The following is a 20,131-nucleotide window of genomic DNA, read 5'->3' as shown; positions in this document are numbered from 1 at the left end:
AGCCCGTTTTTCAACGGGCTGTTTGCTTCATTGGGGAATGGTCGTGGTTTGTGTCTTATTGTGCCCCAAGTTGCAGATAAGCGGGCAAACCCAGTTTGCCAATCAGTTCCTGCTGGTTGCCCAGCCAGTCCAGATGCTCCTCGTTTTCCGCTTTCTGTTCTTCCAAAAGCTGACGGGAAACATAATCCTGCTGCGCTTCGCACACGGCAATCGCTTCCACCAAAGCCGCATGTTTTTCCTGCTCTTTTGCCAAATCGCAGGCGATGATTTCTTCCGCGCTTTCGCCAATCAGCAGTTTGCCCAATTCTTGCAAATTCGGCAGACCTTCCAACAGCAAAATGCGTTCAATCAGCGCGTCTGCCGCTTTCATTTCCACAATGGATTGTTTGTAAAAATGCTGTCCCAGCGCTTCCAAACCCCAGTTTTTCAAAATGCGGGCGTGCAGAAAATACTGGTTGATGGTAACGAGCAGCAGCCCCAAATTTTTGTTCAGTTCGCGGATAACCGCGCGGTCGCCTTGCATGGTGCGTCCTTTTTAGTGGCTGTGGGCGGCGGCTTCGCCGATTTGGCTTTGCAGGTAGTTTTGCTCGCCAATCATGTCCATCAGGCGCAGTTGCTGTTCCAACCAGTGCGCGTGGTCTTCTTCGGTGTCTTTCAGTTGCTCGACCAAAAGCTGGCGGGTAACGTAATCCTGTTTCTCTTCGCAGAGTTTGATGCCTTTTTTCAGATTGCCCTGCACTTCCAATTCGGTGTCCAAATCCAGTTGCAGCATTTCGCGCACGGTTTTGCCCACTTTCAGCGCGGCGGGAACGCACACCGGCGTGCCGCCCAATGCCAGAATGCGGCGGATAAAGCCTTCGGCGTGCAGGGTTTCGTCTTCCATTTCATGACCGATGCGGGCAAACAATTTGCTCAAGCCCCACTCGTCATACATACGGGAATGAATGAAATATTGGTCGCGCGCCATCAGCTCGCCCGCGAGCAGGAAGTTCAAATAATCGATGATTTCTTTATCGCCTTGCATTTTTTTGTCCTTTTACGGTGTGTTGGTTCAAAACGGAGCGAATGATAGCGCGGCTGCCTGAACAATGCAAATTCGGTTTTAAATACAAACAATTATCAAGATTGAAAAAACCGCGCAAACCGTTTTGATAGCCATTCCGATTGCCGCTTTTTCATTGATAAATCATATTGATATTTTGAGATTGATTGTTAATTGTTATTTTGCGCGGACGCGGCGGGCGGGTGTTTTTTACCTTTCTTTACGTTTTCAGGCTGCCTGAACGCGCTTTTTCACGGGTTTTCGGCAAAAACGGTTATAATAATCGGTTTTGAGATTGAAACCCCCGAGATGAAAAATATCCGCAACATCGCCATTATCGCCCACGTCGACCATGGCAAAACCACGCTGGTGGACCAGCTTTTGCGCCAATCCGGTACGTTCCGCGCCAATCAGCAGGTGGACGAGCGCGTGATGGACAGCAACGATTTGGAAAAAGAACGCGGCATCACCATTCTCGCCAAAAACACCGCCATCGAATACGAAGGCTGCCACATCAACATCGTCGACACGCCCGGACACGCCGATTTCGGCGGCGAAGTGGAGCGCGTGTTGGGCATGGTCGATTGCGTGGTGCTGCTGGTGGACGCGCAGGAAGGCCCGATGCCGCAAACCCGTTTTGTTACCAAAAAAGCGCTGGCATTGGGCTTGAAACCGATTGTGGTGATTAACAAAATTGACAAACCGTCCGCCCGCCCGTCTTGGGTGGTGGACCAAACCTTTGAACTGTTTGACAAACTGGGCGCAACAGACGAACAACTGGATTTCCCCATCGTCTACGCATCGGGCTTGAGCGGCTTTGCCAAGCTGGACGAAAACGACGACAGCAGCGATATGCGCCCCCTGTTTGAAACCATCTTGAGCCACACGCCCCCGCCTTCAGGCAGCGCGGACGAAACCCTGCAACTGCAAATCTCGCAACTGGACTACGACAACTACACCGGCCGCTTGGGCATCGGGCGCATTCTCAACGGCCGCATCAAGCCCGGACAAGTGGTTGCCGTGATGAACCACGAACAGCAGGTCGCGCAAGGGCGCATCAACCAGCTTTTGGGCTTCAAAGGCTTGGAGCGCGTGCCTTTGGAACAGGCGGAAGCGGGCGACATCGTGATTATTTCCGGCATTGACGACATCGGCATCGGCGTAACCGTTTCCGAAAAAGACAATCCCAAAGGCTTGCCCATGCTCAGCGTGGACGAACCCACGCTGACGATGGATTTTATGGTGAACACCTCGCCTTTGGCAGGCACGGAAGGCAAATTCGTTACTTCGCGCCAAATCCGCGACCGTTTGCAAAAAGAACTGCTCACCAACGTGGCTTTGCGCGTGGAAGATACGGACGATGCAGACGTGTTCCGCGTATCGGGGCGCGGCGAACTGCATTTAACCATCTTGCTGGAAAATATGCGCCGCGAAGGTTACGAATTGGCGGTCGGCAAACCGCGCGTGGTGTACCGCAACATTGACGGACAAAAATGCGAACCCTACGAAAACCTGACGGTGGACGTGGAAGACAGCGTGCAAGGCGCGGTGATGGAAGAGCTGGGACGCAGACGCGGCGAACTCACCAATATGGAAAGCGACGGCAACGGGCGCACCCGTTTGGAATACCACATTCCCGCGCGCGGACTGATTGGTTTTCAAGGCGAATTTTTAACCATGACGCGCGGCACGGGCTTGATGAGCCATGTGTTTGATGACTACGCGCCCGTCAAACCCGATATGCCGGGACGGCACAACGGCGTGTTGGTGTCGCAGGAGCAGGGCGAAGCGGTGGCGTATGCCTTGTGGAATTTGGAAGACCGTGGGCGCATGTTCGTATCGCCGGGCGACAAGCTCTACGAAGGCATGATTATCGGCATTCACAGCCGCGACAACGATTTGGTGGTCAATCCGCTCAAAGGCAAAAAACTCACCAACGTCCGCGCAAGCGGTACGGACGAAGCCGTGCGCCTGACTACGCCGATTAAGCTGACGCTGGAAAGCGCGGTGGAGTTTATTGACGATGACGAATTGGTGGAAATTACGCCGAAATCCATTCGTTTGCGTAAACGTTATTTGACCGAGAACGAGCGGCGCAAGCATTTTAAAAAGGATTGATTTTAAAAACGGCGCGGGCTGCCTGAACAGGGTTTCAGGCAGCCCGCTTTGATGCCCCCCACCCTTACCCTCCCCCGCAAGCGGGGGAATGTTACTGTGATTGCGGCAATACTTTATTTTTCCCGCAACAAAACGCGCTGTAATCCCACGCCCGCCAAACAACTCAAACCGACTTGCCAATAAAACATATCTTTGTCCGGAAACAGATAATCAAATCCCAACGCAATCAGCAAAGACGCGCCGAAAGCCAAGCATATGGTCAAAATACACCGTTTCATCAGGATTTGTTTTTCAAAAACCGCAATACGTCTTGATTTTGAAACGATTGCGGTGCGTGCGCGAAACTTGAATACAAATAATAGCCATACAATACCGCCGCATCAATCAACACCATCATGCCCGCCTGACTGTGCCAAAACACCGCCGTTAAAACCGCTTGGCGGCGGTAATGATGCTTGAGCAAATAGCGTTGCTTGACCTGCTTCGCCAGCACATTGCCCGCATACGCCGCCGCCAGCAATACCGCCAAATCAATCAGATGGCTTAACCCTTCAAACATTTGCGAAACCTTTTTGTGATGTGGAAAACGGTGCGGATTATACGGCGGGAAAACGGTCGGGCAGCGTGGTTTTACCGCATTTCACACAAGTCGCGGCATATTTTGACTATGTTTTTTCAGGCGAAACCAAAAACACCCTCCCCTGCAAGCGGGGGAGGGAATGCCGTGCAGTACGGCAGCGCGGGGTTTAATAACCTTTTGATTTTAAGATTTGCAGGTTTTCCTTGGCGGTTTCATCACCTTGAGCGGCGGCTTTTTCCCACCATTGACGGGCAAGTGCGTAATTTTGCGTTACGCCATGCCCGTTGGCATACAGCACGCCAAGATTGAATTGTGCAATGGCATCGCCTTGGGTAGCGGCTTTTTCGAACCATTGTTTGGCAAACGCGTAATTTTGTGTTACGCCTTTGCCATTGAGATACAGTGTGCCAAGATTGGTTTGTGCATCGACATTGCCTTGAGCGGCAGCTTTTTCGTACCATTGACGGGCAAGCGAGTAATCTTGCGCTACGCCGCGCCCATCGTTGTATAACGCGCCGAGATTGTATTGTGCTCCAGCATCGCCTTGAGCGGCGGCTTTTTCAAGCCATTGTTTTGCAAGCGCGTAATTTTGCGTTACGCCTTGTCCGTTGTAATACAGTACGCCCAGATTGTATTGTGCATCGGTTTTGCCTTGTTTAGCGGCTTTTTCATACCATTGTTTGGCAAGTGCGTAATTTTGCGCTACGCCGCGCCCGTTGGCATACAGAATGCCGAGATTGTATTGTGCTTTAGCCATGCCTTGAGCAGCAGCTTTTTCATACCATCGTCTGGCAAGTGCGTAATTTTGTGCCACGCCATGTCCTTTTTCATACAGTACACCGAGATTGTATTGTGCATCTGCATCGCCTTGGGTGGCGGCTTTTTCATACCATTGGCGAGCCAGTGTGTAATTTTGTTTCACACCTTTTCCTTCAACATACATCGCGCCGAGCATGGTTTGTATTTGGCTATTACCTTGTTGTGCCAAAGGCAGCCACAAACGATGTGCTTCGGCGTAATTGCCTTTTTTAAAGGCAGTCATGCCGTCTTCTAACGCACCCGCCATCACGGGCGCAGCCGTCAGCAAACCCAGCGCGGCAATCGCCGCTACCAAAACTTTATTCAAATTGCGGCATGGCAGTTTTTTCATGCTTAATCCTTTGTCTTGAATTTAAAAAGCGCGTATTGGCGCGGGCGCGATTGTAGCACGATGTAGCGGTTTTGTCATCTAAAATTTTACGGCAACCCGTTTGGTTTCGCGCTTGGCATGCGTGTTAAAATTTGCTTATTTGGACAACAAGCATGCAATTATCGGATTTTGATTTTGACCTGCCCGAACACCTGATTGCCCAACACCCGCCCGCCGAGCGCGGCGGCAGCCGTCTGCTGGCGGCCTTGCCAAACAGCCCTTTGCGCGACTGCACGTTTGCCGATTTGCCCGAATTTGTGTCGGCGGGCGATTTGCTGGTGTTCAACAACACCAAAGTGATGAAAGCGCGTTTGTTCGGACAAAAAGCGAGCGGCGGGCGCGTGGAGGCTTTGGTGGAACGCGTGTTGGACGCGCACACGGTGTTGGCGCACGTGCGCGCGTCCAAATCGCCGAAAGCGGGCGCGGAACTGCGGTTTGACGGCGGTATTGATGCGATAATGGAAGCTCGGGAAAACGAATTGTTCCGCCTGCGTTTTTCAGGCAGCCTGAACGTGTACGAATTGCTGGAGCGGCACGGCAAACTGCCGCTTCCGCCCTACATCGTCCGTGCGGCGGACGATGATGACGATGCCCGTTACCAAACCGTTTACGCCAAACATCAGGGCGCGGTGGCGGCACCGACTGCGGGTTTGCATTTTACCGATGAGTTGCTGGACGCGCTGCGCGGCAAAGGCGTGCAAACGGCGGAACTGACTTTGCACGTGGGCGCGGGGACGTTCCAACCCGTGCGCGGCGACAACATCGCCGACCACAAAATGCACAGCGAATGGTTTGAAATCCCGCCGCAAACCGCCGAAGCGGTGGCACAAACGCGGGCGCGGGGCGGCAAAGTGTGGGCGGTCGGCACCACTTCGCTGAGGGCATTGGAATCGGCGGCGCGTTCGGGCAGCCTGCACGCGGGCTCAGGCGACACCGATATTTTCATCACGCCGAGCTACCGTTTTCAGGTGGTTGACCGCCTGATTACCAATTTCCACCTGCCCAAATCCACCTTGCTGATGCTGGTGTCGGCGCTGGCGGGAACGGCGCATATCCGCGAGGTTTACCGCCACGCCGTAGAACGCGAATACCGTTTTTTCAGCTACGGCGATGCCATGCTGCTGGGGCGGATTTGACGGCTTGCATTTGCGGCGGTTTGCCGTATAATCGCCGTTTTGCTTGCGGACGTGGCGAAATTGGTAGACGCACCGGATTTAGGTTCCGGCGCAGTGATGTGTGAGAGTTCGAGTCTCTCCGTCCGCACCACACTCACAAAAAAGCAGCCTTTCGGGGCTGTTTTTTTACGTCCAACACCGTAAACCAAATATTTTTAACAATAAGGTTTAAATGCTATTTTCCCGCCCATTTTTTCCTGCTTGTATCGTCTAATCCCGTCTAATCCCGCCCAATTGAAACAACCGCCCGATGAGGGTATATTTGAGGATACCTTGAAATACTCCCGAAAAAATATCCCCAAATAACCGCCACCAAAGCACAAAAATCATTCCAATGACGTCCGGCTGTACCGGACAAGCTCTATAGCATACGATTACAACGTTTTCTACAGAGTCGGTTGTGGGGTAGTGTCGTATTTCCGTTTTATCGGGGTGTTGTTCGGTTTTATTCCCGCCAAAAATGCGGCGAAATTGAATCCGATTGATGCGTTGGCGCATGATTGAGGTGTTTCAGGTAGCCTGAAAATGATAAACAACTATTTTTAAAATGAAATAAAATGGATTTTAAAAATCAAAAGAAACAAGCTGTTTTTATGTTGGTGTATAGTGAATTGATTTTTCGTCAGTTGAATTTCAGTCATAAGGAAATTATCAGAAATGCTCTAAATCTTTGCTGGAAATGGATTGCAAATCAAGATATTTCAGCAGACACAATTTATTCAACTTTAGATGATGGTACTGATTTTGGCGGCATTTGCATACTAATGCAACTAGATAAAAATGAAGAGAATATTTTAAAATTAGATAATATTGTTTATGCAATTTCCTACATTTCATTATTAGCATATCAAAAAGAAAATAGTAACGGTTATTTGCCACCTATTTTAGAAAATATAGATGAGAATACAATAGTTTTGTTTATGGAAAATCTATCTAAAATGAATTTATTGCATATAAATTCTTATCAAGATTAACGTAGATTGGGTTGGAGCGCAGCGCAAACCCAACAATCAACGGTTTATTCGGAAATGTTGGGTTACGGCTTACGCCTAACCCAATCTACATACTTTATTCAGGCAGCCTGAAAACGCAAAAACACGCCTTCCCTGCATTGTGGATTTTTTTAAAAAACGGTTATAGAATGTAAAGCCCTTTTGTTTCAGGCAGCCTGAAACGCCCCGCCATCAGAAAAACAAGGAACCCCCGCCATGTACGAAACCCCGATTTACAATTTTTCCGCCGGCCCCGCCGTGCTGCCCGAAAGCGTGCTGCGCACCGCGCAAAGCGAAATGTTTGACTACAACGGCACCGGCTTTTCGGTGATGACCATGAGCCACCGCTCGGACGTGTTTATGAGCATTCTCTACCACGCCGAACAGGATTTGCGCCAACTCATGGACATTCCCGACAACTACAAAGTCTTGTTCCTGCAAGGCGGCGCATCGGCGCAGTTTAATCAGGTGGTGATGAATTTCGCCAACGGTTTCAAGCGCGTGGATTCGGTGGTAACGGGCAACTGGTCGGAAATCGCCCACTCGCAAATGGGCAAACTCTCCGATGCCGAAATCCACTTGGCGGCAGACGGCAAACAATACCATTACCAAAACCTGCCGCCCGTATCGTCTTGGGACATCAGCCCCGATTCGGCGTTTGTGCATTTTGTGATTAACGAAACCGTACACGGGCTGCAATACCGCGAAGTGCCCAAGCTGCCTGAAGGCATGCCGCCTTTGATTTGTGACATGTCCAGCGAGATTTTGTCGCGGCGCGTGAACGTGTCGGACTTCGGCGTGATTTACGCGGGCGCACAGAAAAACATCGGGCCTTCGGGCGCGACCATCGTGATTATCCGCGAAGATTTGCTGGAACGCTGTTCCGACCGCATTCCCGACGTGTGGAACTACAAATCCCACGTCCAACGGGACGGCATGTACAACACCCCCGCCACCTATCCGATTTATATTTCGGGACTGGTGTTCCGATGGCTGCAATCGCAAGGCGGCGTGGCGCAAATGGAAACCATCAACACCTTGAAAGCGAAAACACTTTACGATGCGATTGACAGTAGCGGCGGTTTCTACATCAACAACGTCCACCCCGGCGCGCGCTCCAAAATGAACGTGATTTTCCGCACCGGCGACACCCGTTTGGACGAACTGTTCGCACAGGAATCCACCACGCGCGGACTGCGGCTGTTGCGCGGTTACAAATCCATGGGCGGCATGCGTGCCAGCATTTACAACGCCATGCCGCTTCAGGGCGTGGAAGCCTTGATTGAGTTTATGAAAGAGTTTCAAAAGCGTTACGGCTAGAGCGTGTCATCATTTAATTTTTTATACTGAAAATTCAGTACAATATAAAAAACCGTCATTCCCGCGCAGGCGGGAATCCACCTCCCGATGCTTGGCAAACCATGTTTTATCAAGGCTTCTCGTGCTTCGACTTGGATTCCCGCCTGCGCGGGAATGACGCTGCGGCGTTTTTTCGGCTAATTGATGACACGCCCTAAAGTGCCTGAATTTCACGCATTGTTTGCCAACCGTGCCGATGTTTGAGCGGATTTCCGCATACGCGGGCGCAACGGCATACGGTGGCATTAAAAAACCAAGCGCACGAATCCATTTCGTGCGCTTGGTTTTATTCGGCAACGTTTTTCCGGTTGCGCTTCAGTTGCAGAGGTTTGCCCAAAGGCTGTCCTTTGTCCACCGCCGTGGGCGGGGGGGCTTCGGTTGTCGGGGCATCATCGCGGGTGTGGCGTTTCAGCCCGCCGCCCAATGCTTTGTACAAATCCGCCATGTTTTCCAATAAGGAAAGTTGTGTTGCCAAGACGCCGCTTTCGGCATTGTGGCTGCTGCGTTCGCCGTCCAACAAATCCAGCGAGCTTGCCGCGCCGTGTTTGTAGCGCAGCTTGACCAAGCGCAGGCGTTCGTTGTGGGCGTTGCGCTGGGCGATGTTGGACTGGTATTGGCTTTGCAGGGCGGCGCGCGCCACCAGTGCATCGGACACGTCGCGGAAGGCGGCGCGCACTGCCGCTTCGTAGGCAACAACGGTTTTTTCTTGGGCGATTTTGACTGCTTCGATATTCGCCCGATTGCGCCCCCAGTCAAAAATCGGCACGCTGACCACGCCGCCAAACGACCAGTTTTTGCCGTTGCCCTGCAACAGTTGTCCCAATTGTCCGCTTGCCAAGCCGATGCTGCCGGTCAGCCCGATGGTGGGAAACAGGGCGGCACGCGCCACGCCGATGTTGGCATTGGCTTGGCGCAATTGGTATTCTGCGGCGCGGATGTCGGGGCGGTTGAGCAAAAGCTGTGAGCTTAATCCTGCGGGCAGTTGTTTGATTTTGTATTGTTTGTCCAAAGCAAGCGGCTTGGGCAGATTGGCGGGCAGGGGCTGGGCAATCAGCAGTGCCAAGGCGTTACGCGCCTGTTCGCGCCCTTTGGCGGCGGTAGCAAGGTTGTTTTTCGCCGCTTCAATCAGGGCTTCCTGCTCGCGCAGGGGAATGGCGGACACCACGCCCGCTTTGTGTTTGAGCCGGGTCAGGCGGTAGGTTTCTTGGCGTCCGGCAAGCACCCGTTCTGCCAGTTTCAGCGAAGCATCGGCGTAGATTTCGTTGAAATGGGCTTTGGCAACGGCGGCAATCAGGCTCAAATGCGCCGCGTCTTTGGCGGCGGCGGTGGCAAAATATTGCTGCAATGCCGCATCGGAGGCGTTACGCACCCTGCCCCACAAATCCAGCTCGAAATTGCTCACGCCCAAACCGATGCTGTAATTGCTCGCCGCGCCGTAGTCGTTGCCGCGCCGTGTCGCGCTGCCGTTGGCGCCCAAGTTCGGCACTTCTGCCGTGCGGGCGATGGCGTATTGGGCGCGTACCTGCTCGACATTCAGCGCGGCGGTACGCAAATCGGTGTTGTTTTTCAACGCCAATTCAATCAGCGCGTGCAAACGCGGGTCGGCAAAATAATCCTGCCAGCCCAACGATGCCGCCTGAATGCCCTCGCCCTGCTCGGGCGTGTCGTAACGGAACGTTTCGGGAACCGCCACTTGCGGCTGCCGGTAATCGGGCGCAAGTTTCACCACCGGCTTGATGTGGCTGCACGCGCCCAACGACAGCACCGCCCACACCGATACCCATAAATATTTATTCATATCATTGTTTCCTATACGGTTAATGCGGGGGTTTGTTCAGGTTCAAGCCCGCTTCCACGGCGGCTTGCGCGGCATTGCGCGGCGGCTTGCCCGGAAACAAGCGGCGCACGAAAGCATAAAACACCGGCACCCAAAACACCGACAACACCGTTCCCACCAACATGCCCCAAAACACGGTCGTACCGATGGCGCGTTGGCTCGCCGCACTCGCACCCGATGAAAAATAAAGCGGCACCACCCCCAAAATAAACGCAAACGAAGTCATCAAAATCGGGCGGAAACGCAAATGCGCCGCCTCCACCGCCGCTTGCATAGCCGTACGCCCCTGTGCCTGCAAATCTTTGGCAAACTCGATAATCAAAATCGCGTTTTTCGCACTCAGACCGATGACCGTAATCATGCCCACCTTAAAATAAATATCATTGGCATACGCAATCGGAATGCCCACAGAATTGTTGAACGTATTGCGCAACCACACCCCCAGCACCACCCCCAAAAAGCCCAAAGGCGCAACCAGCAGCACCGCAAACGGCACCGACCAGCTTTCGTACAGCGCCGCCAACACCAAAAACACCGCCAACAGCACAAACGCGTACAACATCAACGTTTGCGCCTCGCCTTTGGCTTCCTCGCGGGACTGGCCGTCCCATTCCACACTGTAATTGCCCCCGCCGATTTCATTGACCAAACGCTGGATTTCCGCCATCGCCTGACCGCTCGAAAAGCCCGAAGCGGGCGCGGTGGACACCTTCATCGCCGGATAGCCGTTGAAACGCACGCTCTGCTCGCGCCCCTTTACCCATTTCGCCGACATAAAGGTAGACAAAGGCACGGCTTTGCCCTGATTGTTCGGCACGGTCAGCGCCAAAATCTGCTCCGGCTGCATCCGCGCACCGGCTTCCGCCTGCACCATCACCTTTTGCAAACGCCCGTTATTCGGAAAATCATTGACATACGTTCCGCCCAACGCCGATGCCAACACCCCGCGTACCGCCGAAAAATTCACCCCCTGCGCGGCAACCGTTTCACGGTCGATGTGCAGCTTGAGCTGCGGCGCGTCTTCCAAACCCGCAGCGCGGGTGTCGCGCGGGCTGAACATCGGATTGGTACGGATTTTGCCAATCAGCTCATTGCGTTTTGCCAACAAAGCCTCATGCCCCGCACCGTTGCGGTCTTGCAGGTAAAACTCCACCCCGCCGTTGCCCAGCTCCCGAATCGGCGGCGGATTGGCGGCAATCGCCATGCCGTCCGACACCGCGCCTTCCATCAGCTTTTTCATCATCAGTTGCGACACGATGGACGCATCGGAAATCAAGCCCGGACGCTCGTCCCAGTCCTTCAAAATCACAAAGCCCATCGCCATATTCTGCCCGCTTCCAAAAAAGCTGAAGCCGGAAATGGTGATGATTTCTTTTACTTCTTTAAAGTCGAGCGCAACTTTTTCCACTTCCGCCAGCACTTTGTCGGTGCGCTCTTTGGTCGCCCCTGCGGGCAGTTGCACGCTCACCATCAGGTTGCCCGAATCTTCGGCGGGCAAAAACGAAGTCGGCAGCTTGGTAAACACATAGCCCGCCCCCAGCAGCAACGCCAGCCACACCACCATCATGCTGCCGGTGCGGCGCAGCAATTTCACCACCCAGCCTTCATAACGCTTGTTGCCCGCATTGAATTTGCGGTTGAACCAGCCGAAAAAGCCGCGTTTTTCATGATGATGCCCCGCACGCACCGGCTTGAGCATGGTGGCGCACAAAGCGGGGGTCAGCGTCAGTGCCAAAAACGCCGAAAAACCGATTGCCAATGCCATGGTCGCGGCAAACTGGCGGAAAATATTGCCCACCGCCCCGTTCAACATCGCCATCGGCACAAACACCGACACCAGCACCGCCGTAATGCCGATGACCGCGCCGGAAATCTGCCCCATTGCCTTTTTGGTGGCTTCACGCGGCGGCAAGCCCTCTTCCGCCATAATCCGCTCCACATTTTCCACCACCACGATGGCATCGTCCACCACAATGCCAATCACCAACACCATCGCAAACATGGTCAGCACGTTGATGGACATGCTCAAATAATAAATGCCCGCAAACGCGCCCAGCAGCGAAATCGGCACCACGATTGCCGGAATCAGCGTGTAGCGCAGGTTTTGCAAAAACAGGAACATCACCAAAAACACCAGCACCATCGCTTCAATCAGCGTATTCACCACTTTTTCGATGGAAATATCGACAAATTTGGAGGTGTCGTAGGGTGCGCTCCATGTGATGTCGTCGGGGAAATAGGTTTGCAACTGCGCCATGCGCTCGCGCACGAAACGGGCGGTGGCGGTGGCGTTGCCGCTGTTGGACAGCATCACGGCAATGCCCACCGAAGGCGTGCCGTTCAGGCGGGTGCTGGCACCGTAGGCTTCCGAACCCAGCTCGATTCGCGCCACGTCTTTCAAACGCACGTTGGCACCGTTTTCAGCACTGCGCAGCATGATGTTGCCGAATTGTTCGGGCGTGGCAAGCTGGCCTTCGGCGGTGATGGTGGCGGTGATGTTCTGCCCCGCTTTGGCGGGCAAGGCGCCCAATGCGCCGGCGGAAATCTGCGCGTTTTGTGCGGAGATGGCGGCGGAAACGTCGGCAAACGACAGGTTGAAGTTTTGCAGTTTGTTCGGGTCAATCCACACGCGCATGGCACGTTGGGCGGCAAACATGCGCACCGCGCCCACGCCTTCCAAGCGCTGCAATTCGGGAACGACGTTGCGCTGGGCAAAATCCGCCATGTCTTCCAAGCTGTGTTTTTGCGATTTGAGCGTCAGCACCATCAGGAAGTTGGAGCGCGATTTGGACACGTTCACGCCGTATTGCTGTACGGTGGCAGGCAGCAGTGCCTGCACTTCCGAGAGCTTGTTCTGCACGTTCATCTGCGCCAAATCTTCGTTGGTGTCGGGCGTGAAGGTGAGCGACACCGAGCCGGAACCGCTCGAGTTGGCGGAAGTGGACATGTAGTCCAAGCCTTCGATGCCGTTCATGCCGCGTTCAATCACCGCCAGCACGCTGTCTTCCATCACCTGTGCGGACGCGCCCGGATAGGTGGCGGTCAGGGTGATGGTGGGCGCGGCAACGGACGGGTATTGCGACACGGGCAGTTGCCTGATGGCGATGATGCCCGCAATCATGATGAAAATGGAAATCACCCATGCAAAAATCGGGCGGTCGATAAAAAACTTGGCCATACGCGAAATTCCTTCTATTCTGCTGCGGAGGCGTCTTCACCCGAAAGGGTTTCCACCGCTTGCGGCGCGTCTTCGCCGTCTGCGGCATCGGAAGCGGCGGGGGGCGCGGGCGGGGCATACAGTGCTTCCTGACCTGCGGGCGGCTGCCATTCTTTGGTTTCCACCGTTTCGGCGTTGCGCATGCCCACCAGCATCGCGCCTTCCATAACCACTTTGTCGCCGGGGTTCAAGCCTTCGGTAATCACCCAATTGCCGCTTTTTTCACCGCCGATTTTCACGGTGCGCGGCTCGAGTTTGCCTTCGGGGGTAACGATGGTTACCGTATCCGTTTCGCCACGGCTGACCGCGCCCTGCGGCACCAAAAACGCGTTTAAAATGCCCGCCAAAGGCAGTTTGACGCGCACATAAAGCCCGCTCATCAGCAATAAGTCGGGATTGGGAATTTGCGCCCGCACCGTCATTTGTCCCGTTGCCTTGTCCACGCTGGATTCGGCAAACAGCAAGCGTCCTTTGTGCGGGTATTCGGTGCCGTCTTCCAGCACGATGCCCACTTCCACCACGCTGTTGCGGACTTTTTCGCCGCTCATCAGTTGTTGTTTGAGCTTGATGAAGTCGGCGGCGGATTGGGTGATGTTCACATAAAGCGGGTCGTTTTGGCGGATGGTTGCCAATTTGGTGGTGTTGGCATTAACCAAAGCGCCTTCCGCCACCAACGATTGACCGATTTCGCCAGAAATCGGCGCCACAATCCGGCTGTGGCGCACGTTTACCTGCGCCGCATGAATCGCCGCTTCGGCGGATTTGATTTGCGCCTGTGCGGAACGCTCCGCCGCCACCGCCGCGTCCCATTCCTGCTTGCTGATGGCGTCTGCTTCCACCAAGGGGCGAAAACGCGCCACATCTGCCTGCGCCTTCGCCAATGCTGCCTGCGCCGTCATCAGTGCCGCTTCGGCACTTTGCAGATTGGCGCTGTAGGAAGCATCGTCAATTTGGTAAAGCGGCTGCCCCGCCTGCACAAACGCCCCTTCTTCAAACAAACGGCGCAACACGATGCCGGTAATCTGCGGCACCACATCGGTGCTGCGAACCGACTCCAACCTGCCGGATAAATCGTTTTCCAACAAAACATTGGCAGGATAAACGGTCAATACCGACACAGTGGGTTTGCTTGCCGCCATTTGCGCCATCGCCTCTTTCTGACGCTTCTCGTTTTTGTTTTCACAAGCACCCAACACCAAACACGCCGCCACTGCCGCAGCCGTCAAGCGCCACACGCGCCGTTGCGGTTTCATCGCTGTCATCATCAATGTTTCCTGAAAGTTTTATTTACTTGAAATACAAAGGGGAAATCGGGCTTCCAAGCAAATGCCCGAACACCCGTTTGTTTTTAAAACCATTTGTTTCCGCCAATTATACCGATATTCCCCCATCTTGTTTGTAAAACTTTGCGAAAACACGCCCGCGCCGCCGCAATGCGGCATTTGCACCGTCATGCCAAGCCCTTACTTGACGGCGTGTGCCCGTTTGCGCTAAAATGGCAAAATTATCTTGGTGCTTGCCGTTTTCTGCCGCAAGCTGCAACCCGAACATGCCGACAGGCTTTCTGTACTTCCCCGCCCCGCCGCATCCCCACCCTAAATTAAATTCATGCACCCTATTGCACCCTTTTGATTATGCACGTTTCCGAACTCCAAACCCAACACATCACCCAACTGATTGAACACGCCGAAAGCATCGGCATTGAAAACGCCAACCGATTGAGAAAACAGGATTTGGTGTTTGCCATCGTGCGCCAGATGATGAAAGACGGCGTGGACTTTTCCTGTTCCGGCACGTTGGAAATCCTGCCGGACGGCTACGGCTTTTTACGCAGCCCCAACACTTCTTATTTGGCGTGTCCCGACGATATTTACGTTTCGCCCAACCAAATCCGCCGCTTCAATCTGCACACCGGCGACACCATTGAAGGCACGGTGCGCGTTCCCAAAAACGACGAACGCTATTTCGCCCTTGTGCGCTTGGACAGCATCAACGGCGACCACCCCGAAAAATGCCGTCATAAAGTCCTGTTTGAAAACCTCACCCCGCTTTTCCCCACCCGCCAGCTCAAACTCGAGCGCGACATCAAGGCGGAAGAAAACATCACCGGCCGCGTGATTGACCTGATTTCCCCCATCGGCTTGGGACAACGCGCCCTGCTGGTCGCCCCGCCCAAATCCGGCAAAACCGTGATGCTGCAAAACATCGCCCACGCCATCACCGCCAACGCCCCCGAAGTGGAACTCATCGTCCTGCTGATTGACGAACGCCCCGAAGAAGTAACCGAAATGACCCGCAGCGTGCGCGGCGAAGTGGTCGCGTCCACCTTTGACGAACCCGCATCGCGCCATGTGCAAGTCGCCGAAATGGTGATTGAAAAAGCCAAGCGCATGGTGGAACACAAAAAAGACGTGGTGATTTTGCTGGACAGCATCACCCGTTTGGCGCGGGCGTACAACACCGTTGTTCCCGCATCGGGCAAGATTCTCACCGGCGGCGTGGACGCCAATGCCCTGCACCGCCCCAAACGCTTTTTCGGCGCGGCGCGGAACGTGGAAGAAGGCGGTTCGCTCACCATCATCGCCACCGCTCTGGTGGACACCGGCAGCCGCATGGACGATGTGATTTTTGAAGAGTTTAAAGGCACGGGCAATATGGAGTTGAATTTGGAACGCAGGCTGGCTGAAAAGCGCGTGTTCCCCGCCATCAACATCAACAAATCCGGCACACGCCGCGAAGAACTGCTTGTTTCCAAAGACCAGCTCCAGCGCATGTGGCTGTTGCGTAAAGTATTGCACCCGATGGACGACATTGAAGCGGCAGAGTTTCTGCTGGACAAAATCCGCAAAACCAAAAACAACGATGAGTTTTTTGACTCGATGAAAAAATAAACCCGCACGCCCCCAACCAAGCGGCACAGCTTTTTTCAACCTTAACAGCGCGGTTCGCAATCCTCCCGCGTCATCAAAACTAGGCACACCATGAGAAACCATCAAGAACTGCACGGCTTGACCCTGCTCGGGCAGCGCGAAACCGAATACCGTTCGGATTACGCGCCCGAAGTGCTGGAAGCCTTTGACAACAAACATCAAGACAATGATTATTTTGTCAAATTTGTTTGTCCCGAATTTACCAGCTTATGCCCGATGACGGGTCAACCCGATTTTGCCACCATCACCATCCGCTACATTCCCGATGTAAAAATGGTGGAAAGCAAGTCTTTGAAACTGTATCTGTTCAGCTTCCGCAACCATGGCGATTTTCACGAAGACTGCGTGAACGTCATCATGAAAGACCTGATTGCGCTGATGAATCCCAAATATATTGAAGTATTTGGTGAATTCACCCCGCGCGGCGGCATTGCCATTCACCCGTTTGCCAATTATGGCCGTCCCGACACGCCGTTTGCGGACATGGCGCGGGAACGTCTGCTGCGCCACGATATGCGCTGATTTTTCCCTTTTATTTTTAAAATCCTACGCCGTCATTCCCGCGAATGCAGGAATGACGGCACAAGGGTTTGCGCGTCTTCAGCCAGCCTGCAAACGCTGCCCCCGTTTGACTTTGAGAAACACCATGACACACTACGCCTTCTCACCCGCCCAACAAAGCAACGCCCTGTTTTGGCTGATTTTGTTCCACATCACCATCATCGCCGCCAGCAATTATCTGGTGCAATTCCCGTTTACCGTTACCCTGCCCAAGGGCTACGAAGTGCATTCCACTTGGGGCGCGTTCAGCTTTCCGTTTATTTTTCTCGCCACCGATTTGACGGTGCGGATTTTCGGCAAGCCTTTAGCGCGTAAAATTATTTTTTGGGTGATGCTGCCTGCGCTGCTGTTGTCTTACGTCTTGTCGGTGCTGTTCCACAACGGCGCGTGGACGGGCTGGGCTTCGTTGGCGGCGTTTAATTTGTTTGTGTTCCGCATCGCGCTGGCGAGTTTCACGGCTTATGCGGTCGGACAACTGCTGGATATTGCCGTATTTGACCGTTTGCGCCGTTTGAAAACGTGGTGGGTTGCGCCCGCCGCATCCACTTTTGTCGGCAACGGCGCGGACACGCTGCTGTTTTTCGCGGTGGCGTTTCACGGTGGCAGCGACCCGTTTATGGCGGCGAACTGGGGACACATCGCTTGGGTGGATTATCTGTTTAAGCTGTTGATTGGCATGGCATTGTTCCTGCCCGCCTACGGCGTGCTGCTGAACGTGCTGACGCGCAGGCTCACCGCCCTGCCCCCGCGCCGCGCTCTTGAAATGTAAAGTTAGACAAAGGTCTGTGTTTTTTCTTTACAATATGCGCCGTTTGCCAAAACCAAAAGAAAACAAATTATGTATAACAAAGACTTGCCCTGTGGCCAACAAGCAGATTTTTGGGACGGCGTGCATTGTTCGGTCAATGCGCTCAGCAGCCCGCTTTGGGACGCTTTGGTGTGGATTTTATTGGGCGTGGGGCTGTTTTTCACGCTGGCAACGGGTTTTGTGCAAATCCGTTTGTTCGGGCAAAGCATCGCCGAGATGAAGGGCAGCCGCCGCAATCCCAAGCAGGCGGGCAGCATCACGGCTTTTCAGGCTTTTGTAACGGACTTGGCAAGCCGTGTCGGTACGGGCAACATCGCCGGTGTTGCCATCGCCATCACGGCGGGTGGGCCCGGTGCGGTGTTTTGGATGTGGCTGACCGCGCTGATTGGCATGAGTTCGGCTTTTGCCGAGTCTTCTTTGGCGCAGTTGTTCAAAGTCCGCGACGGTGCGGGCGGTTTTCGCGGCGGGCCGGCTTACTACATCACGCAGGGCTTGGGCAAAAAATGGCTGGGCATGCTGTTTGCCGTGAGCCTGATTAGCTGCTTCGGCTTCGTGTTCAATGCGATTCAGGCAAACACCATTGTGTCGTCCCTACAGGCGGCGGCGGGCTTTACCGGCGAAGCGGCGCAAGCGCAATGGCGCGATTATGCGCTGATGCTCGGCGCAGTGCTGGTGATTTTGTCCGCGCCCGTGATTTTCGGTGGCATCAAGCGCATTTCACGGGTGGCGGAGCTGGTCGTTCCCCTGATGGCGGGGCTGTATCTGCTGCTGGCACTGTTTGTGATTGTAACCAATCTGAACCTGCTGCCCCAAATGTTCGGCATGATTTTCGCCGACGCCTTTAGCGGCAAAGCGGCGGCGGGCGGGCTGCTCGGCGCGATGATTTCGCAAGCGATGATGCTGGGCATCAAACGCGGGCTGTTTTCCAACGAAGCGGGCATGGGTTCCGCGCCCAATGCCGCCGCCGCCGCCGATGTGCAACACCCCGTTTCGCAAGGCATGATTCAAATGCTCGGCGTGTTTGTCGATACCATGATTGTCTGCTCCTGCACCGCCTTCATCATTTTGTTGTCGGACATGTCTGCCACAGCCGGTTTGAGCGGCGTCCAGCTCACCCAAGCCGCGCTCACCCAACACGTCGGCACATGGGCGCAATACTTTTTGGCGGCCGTCTTGTTCCTGTTCTGTTTCTCGTCCATCTTGGGCAACTACGCCTATGCCGAATCCAATATGCAGTTTATCCGCGACAACACCACCGTCATGACCGTCTTCCGCATGCTGGTATTGGGCTTCGTGTATTTTGGCGCGGTCAGCGAATCCGCACTGGTGTGGGACATGGGCGACCTGACCATGGGCATCATGGCACTGATTAACCTGATTGCCATCGCCCTGCTGCACAAACTGGTGCTGCTGCTGCTCAAAGACTACACCGTCAAACGCAAGCTTGGCAAAGAACCCGTTTTCAAACTTGCCGAACACCCCGTGTTGAAACGCAAAATCAAAACCGATATTTGGTAACGCCATCATACACAACGCAAAGGGTCGGATAAATAGAAAACAACAATCAAAATGTGAATGTGGTTTTACAAAATTTATCCACCCCTTAAACGCACCGCGCCCCGAATCTGCTATCATGCCGCTTTTCACACACCCACCCGCAATCTCATCAAGGAAAACAAAATGTTGAAATCCAAATCTGTTTACACCGCTCTGTTTGCCGCACTTGCGTTCGGTGCTGCCGCACCGTCTTTTGCCGATGACGACGACCGCCACTACCGCCAACACCGCGCCAAATACATCAGCCACCAAAAAGCCGCACAAAAAGCCGTTGCCCACGTTGGCGGCGGCACGGCAAAAAGCGTGGATTTCGAATACAGCACCCGCAAAGGCGCGTATTTCGATGTGGAAGTTCGCACCCGCAACGGTCGCGAATACGATGTCAAAGTCGATGCCAAAACCGGCAAAATCCGCTCCGCCCGCTTGGACGACTAAAACGCACCGTCCCAATTAAATCAAACCGTTATTTCCGCGCCGTTGGGAATAGCGGTTTTTTGCCCGTGCCGCCTGCGAAAAGCAAACCGATGCCCCGCGTTTTTCCGCACACACCTTGCCCGAAAGCAGAAATTGTGTTAGTCTTGGCGGATTGTTTTCTGCTGCGTGCGGCATGCTTCCGACCGTGCCGGTTTGGTCTTTAATTTGTCAAAAATTGTTTATCTTTGTTAAGATTTGAATTTACAAATCTTAACCTACAGGGAATTGATTTTTAACAGAAAAACAAGACTCCGCAGTCGGAAAACCCGCCCCATCATTAGGGGATTAAGAC

At 54.0% G+C, this 20,131-nt stretch carries 18 protein-coding genes and 1 tRNA gene; 10 read left to right on the top strand and 9 right to left on the bottom strand.

Translation table 11 applies throughout. From position 1 onward, the window contains the following. Nucleotides 1–55 precede the first annotated feature (55 nt). Together bfr (G392_RS0109850) and bfr (G392_RS0109845) are read right to left on the bottom strand one after the other, a co-directional pair. Entirely contained in the window at nt 56–523 is a 468-nt protein-coding gene (bfr, locus tag G392_RS0109850) for a bacterioferritin (RefSeq protein ID WP_027010076.1), read from the bottom strand. Between the two features lie 12 nt (nt 524–535). Continuing rightward, nucleotides 536–1,024, bottom strand: coding sequence for a bacterioferritin (gene bfr, locus G392_RS0109845; protein ID WP_027010075.1), 489 nt, complete (start codon nt 1,022–1,024; stop codon nt 536–538). A 327-nt stretch (nt 1,025–1,351) separates the two neighbouring features. Here bfr (G392_RS0109845) and typA point away from each other — a divergent pair, with 327 nt between their 5' ends. Further along, entirely contained in the window at nt 1,352–3,160 is a 1,809-nt protein-coding gene (typA, locus tag G392_RS0109840) for a translational GTPase TypA (RefSeq protein WP_027010074.1), read from the top strand. A 113-nt stretch (nt 3,161–3,273) separates the two neighbouring features. Here typA and G392_RS13785 read toward each other — a convergent pair whose 3' ends face one another. From G392_RS13785 to G392_RS12730, 3 genes are all read right to left on the bottom strand, one after another. Then, nucleotides 3,274–3,438 carry a hypothetical protein gene (locus G392_RS13785; RefSeq protein WP_156900901.1) on the bottom strand — a complete coding sequence of 55 codons (165 nt, stop codon included), beginning with the start codon at nt 3,436–3,438 and terminating at the stop codon, nt 3,274–3,276. Continuing rightward, nucleotides 3,438–3,719 (bottom strand): hypothetical protein, encoded by a 282-nt coding sequence (locus G392_RS0109830; protein ID WP_027010073.1) that lies wholly within the window; start codon nt 3,717–3,719, stop codon nt 3,438–3,440. Before G392_RS0109830 ends, G392_RS13785 begins: the two co-directional genes overlap by 1 nt. Before the next feature lie 187 nt (nt 3,720–3,906). Next, nucleotides 3,907–4,890: an SEL1-like repeat protein gene (locus G392_RS12730; RefSeq protein ID WP_051255679.1), complete on the bottom strand. Its 984-nt coding sequence runs from the start codon at nt 4,888–4,890 to the stop codon at nt 3,907–3,909. A 152-nt stretch (nt 4,891–5,042) separates the two neighbouring features. On the opposite strand from G392_RS12730, the gene queA reads away from it, so the two are divergent. From queA to serC, 4 genes are all read left to right on the top strand, one after another. Then, complete coding sequence (gene queA / locus G392_RS0109820) at nt 5,043–6,065, top strand: tRNA preQ1(34) S-adenosylmethionine ribosyltransferase-isomerase QueA (RefSeq protein WP_027010072.1); 1,023 nt, start codon at nt 5,043–5,045, stop codon at nt 6,063–6,065. Nucleotides 6,066–6,110: 45 nt separating this feature from the next. Beyond that, nucleotides 6,111–6,195, top strand: a tRNA-Leu gene (locus G392_RS0109815). Between the two features lie 466 nt (nt 6,196–6,661). After that, on the top strand, nt 6,662–7,078 hold the full coding sequence (locus tag G392_RS12725) for an Imm6 family immunity protein (RefSeq protein WP_084165976.1): 417 nt from the start codon (nt 6,662–6,664) through the stop codon (nt 7,076–7,078). Nucleotides 7,079–7,312: 234 nt separating this feature from the next. Beyond that, a complete protein-coding gene (serC, locus tag G392_RS0109800; protein ID WP_027010071.1) occupies nt 7,313–8,416 on the top strand; it encodes a phosphoserine transaminase in 1,104 nt (367 codons plus the stop codon). 21 nt (nt 8,417–8,437) lie between these two features. Here serC and G392_RS13775 read toward each other — a convergent pair whose 3' ends face one another. Genes G392_RS13775 through G392_RS0109785 form a run of 4 tightly spaced genes read right to left on the bottom strand, consistent with a single transcriptional unit; the run spans nt 8,438 to nt 14,771 of the window. Next, nucleotides 8,438–8,752: a hypothetical protein gene (locus G392_RS13775; protein ID WP_156900899.1), complete on the bottom strand. Its 315-nt coding sequence runs from the start codon at nt 8,750–8,752 to the stop codon at nt 8,438–8,440. Beyond that, nucleotides 8,742–10,253 (bottom strand): efflux transporter outer membrane subunit, encoded by a 1,512-nt coding sequence (locus G392_RS12720; protein ID WP_084165975.1) that lies wholly within the window; start codon nt 10,251–10,253, stop codon nt 8,742–8,744. The genes G392_RS13775 and G392_RS12720 overlap by 11 nt, the downstream gene beginning before the upstream one ends. 19 nt (nt 10,254–10,272) lie before the next feature. Further along, the gene (locus G392_RS0109790; RefSeq protein WP_027010070.1) at nt 10,273–13,470 is read right to left on the bottom strand and encodes an efflux RND transporter permease subunit; all 3,198 of its coding nucleotides are present in this window, start codon (nt 13,468–13,470) and stop codon (nt 10,273–10,275) included. A gap of 14 nt (nt 13,471–13,484) precedes the next feature. Further along, a complete protein-coding gene (locus G392_RS0109785; protein ID WP_027010069.1) occupies nt 13,485–14,771 on the bottom strand; it encodes an efflux RND transporter periplasmic adaptor subunit in 1,287 nt (428 codons plus the stop codon). Between the two features lie 372 nt (nt 14,772–15,143). On the opposite strand from G392_RS0109785, the gene rho reads away from it, so the two are divergent. The 5 genes from rho to G392_RS0109755 all read left to right on the top strand — a co-directional run bounded on the left by rho (nt 15,144) and on the right by G392_RS0109755 (nt 19,800). Next, entirely contained in the window at nt 15,144–16,400 is a 1,257-nt protein-coding gene (gene rho / locus G392_RS0109775) for a transcription termination factor Rho (RefSeq protein ID WP_027010068.1), read from the top strand. Between the two features lie 90 nt (nt 16,401–16,490). Further along, nucleotides 16,491–16,961, top strand: a complete 471-nt coding sequence (gene queF / locus G392_RS0109770; protein WP_027010067.1) for a preQ(1) synthase — start codon at nt 16,491–16,493, stop codon at nt 16,959–16,961. A gap of 124 nt (nt 16,962–17,085) precedes the next feature. Continuing rightward, entirely contained in the window at nt 17,086–17,769 is a 684-nt protein-coding gene (locus G392_RS0109765) for a 7-cyano-7-deazaguanine/7-aminomethyl-7-deazaguanine transporter (protein ID WP_027010066.1), read from the top strand. Nucleotides 17,770–17,838: 69 nt separating this feature from the next. Next, nucleotides 17,839–19,326 (top strand): alanine/glycine:cation symporter family protein, encoded by a 1,488-nt coding sequence (locus G392_RS0109760; RefSeq protein WP_027010065.1) that lies wholly within the window; start codon nt 17,839–17,841, stop codon nt 19,324–19,326. Between the two features lie 162 nt (nt 19,327–19,488). Continuing rightward, the gene (locus G392_RS0109755; RefSeq protein WP_034335135.1) at nt 19,489–19,800 is read left to right on the top strand and encodes a PepSY domain-containing protein; all 312 of its coding nucleotides are present in this window, start codon (nt 19,489–19,491) and stop codon (nt 19,798–19,800) included. Nucleotides 19,801–20,131: the final 331 nt, after the last annotated feature.

The sequence above is a fragment of the Conchiformibius kuhniae DSM 17694 genome (assembly GCF_000428785.1).
GTDB lineage: Bacteria > Pseudomonadota > Gammaproteobacteria > Burkholderiales > Neisseriaceae > Conchiformibius > Conchiformibius kuhniae.
Note: the sequence above shows the minus strand (reverse complement) of the source record. Positions and strands in the feature narration are given on the sequence as shown.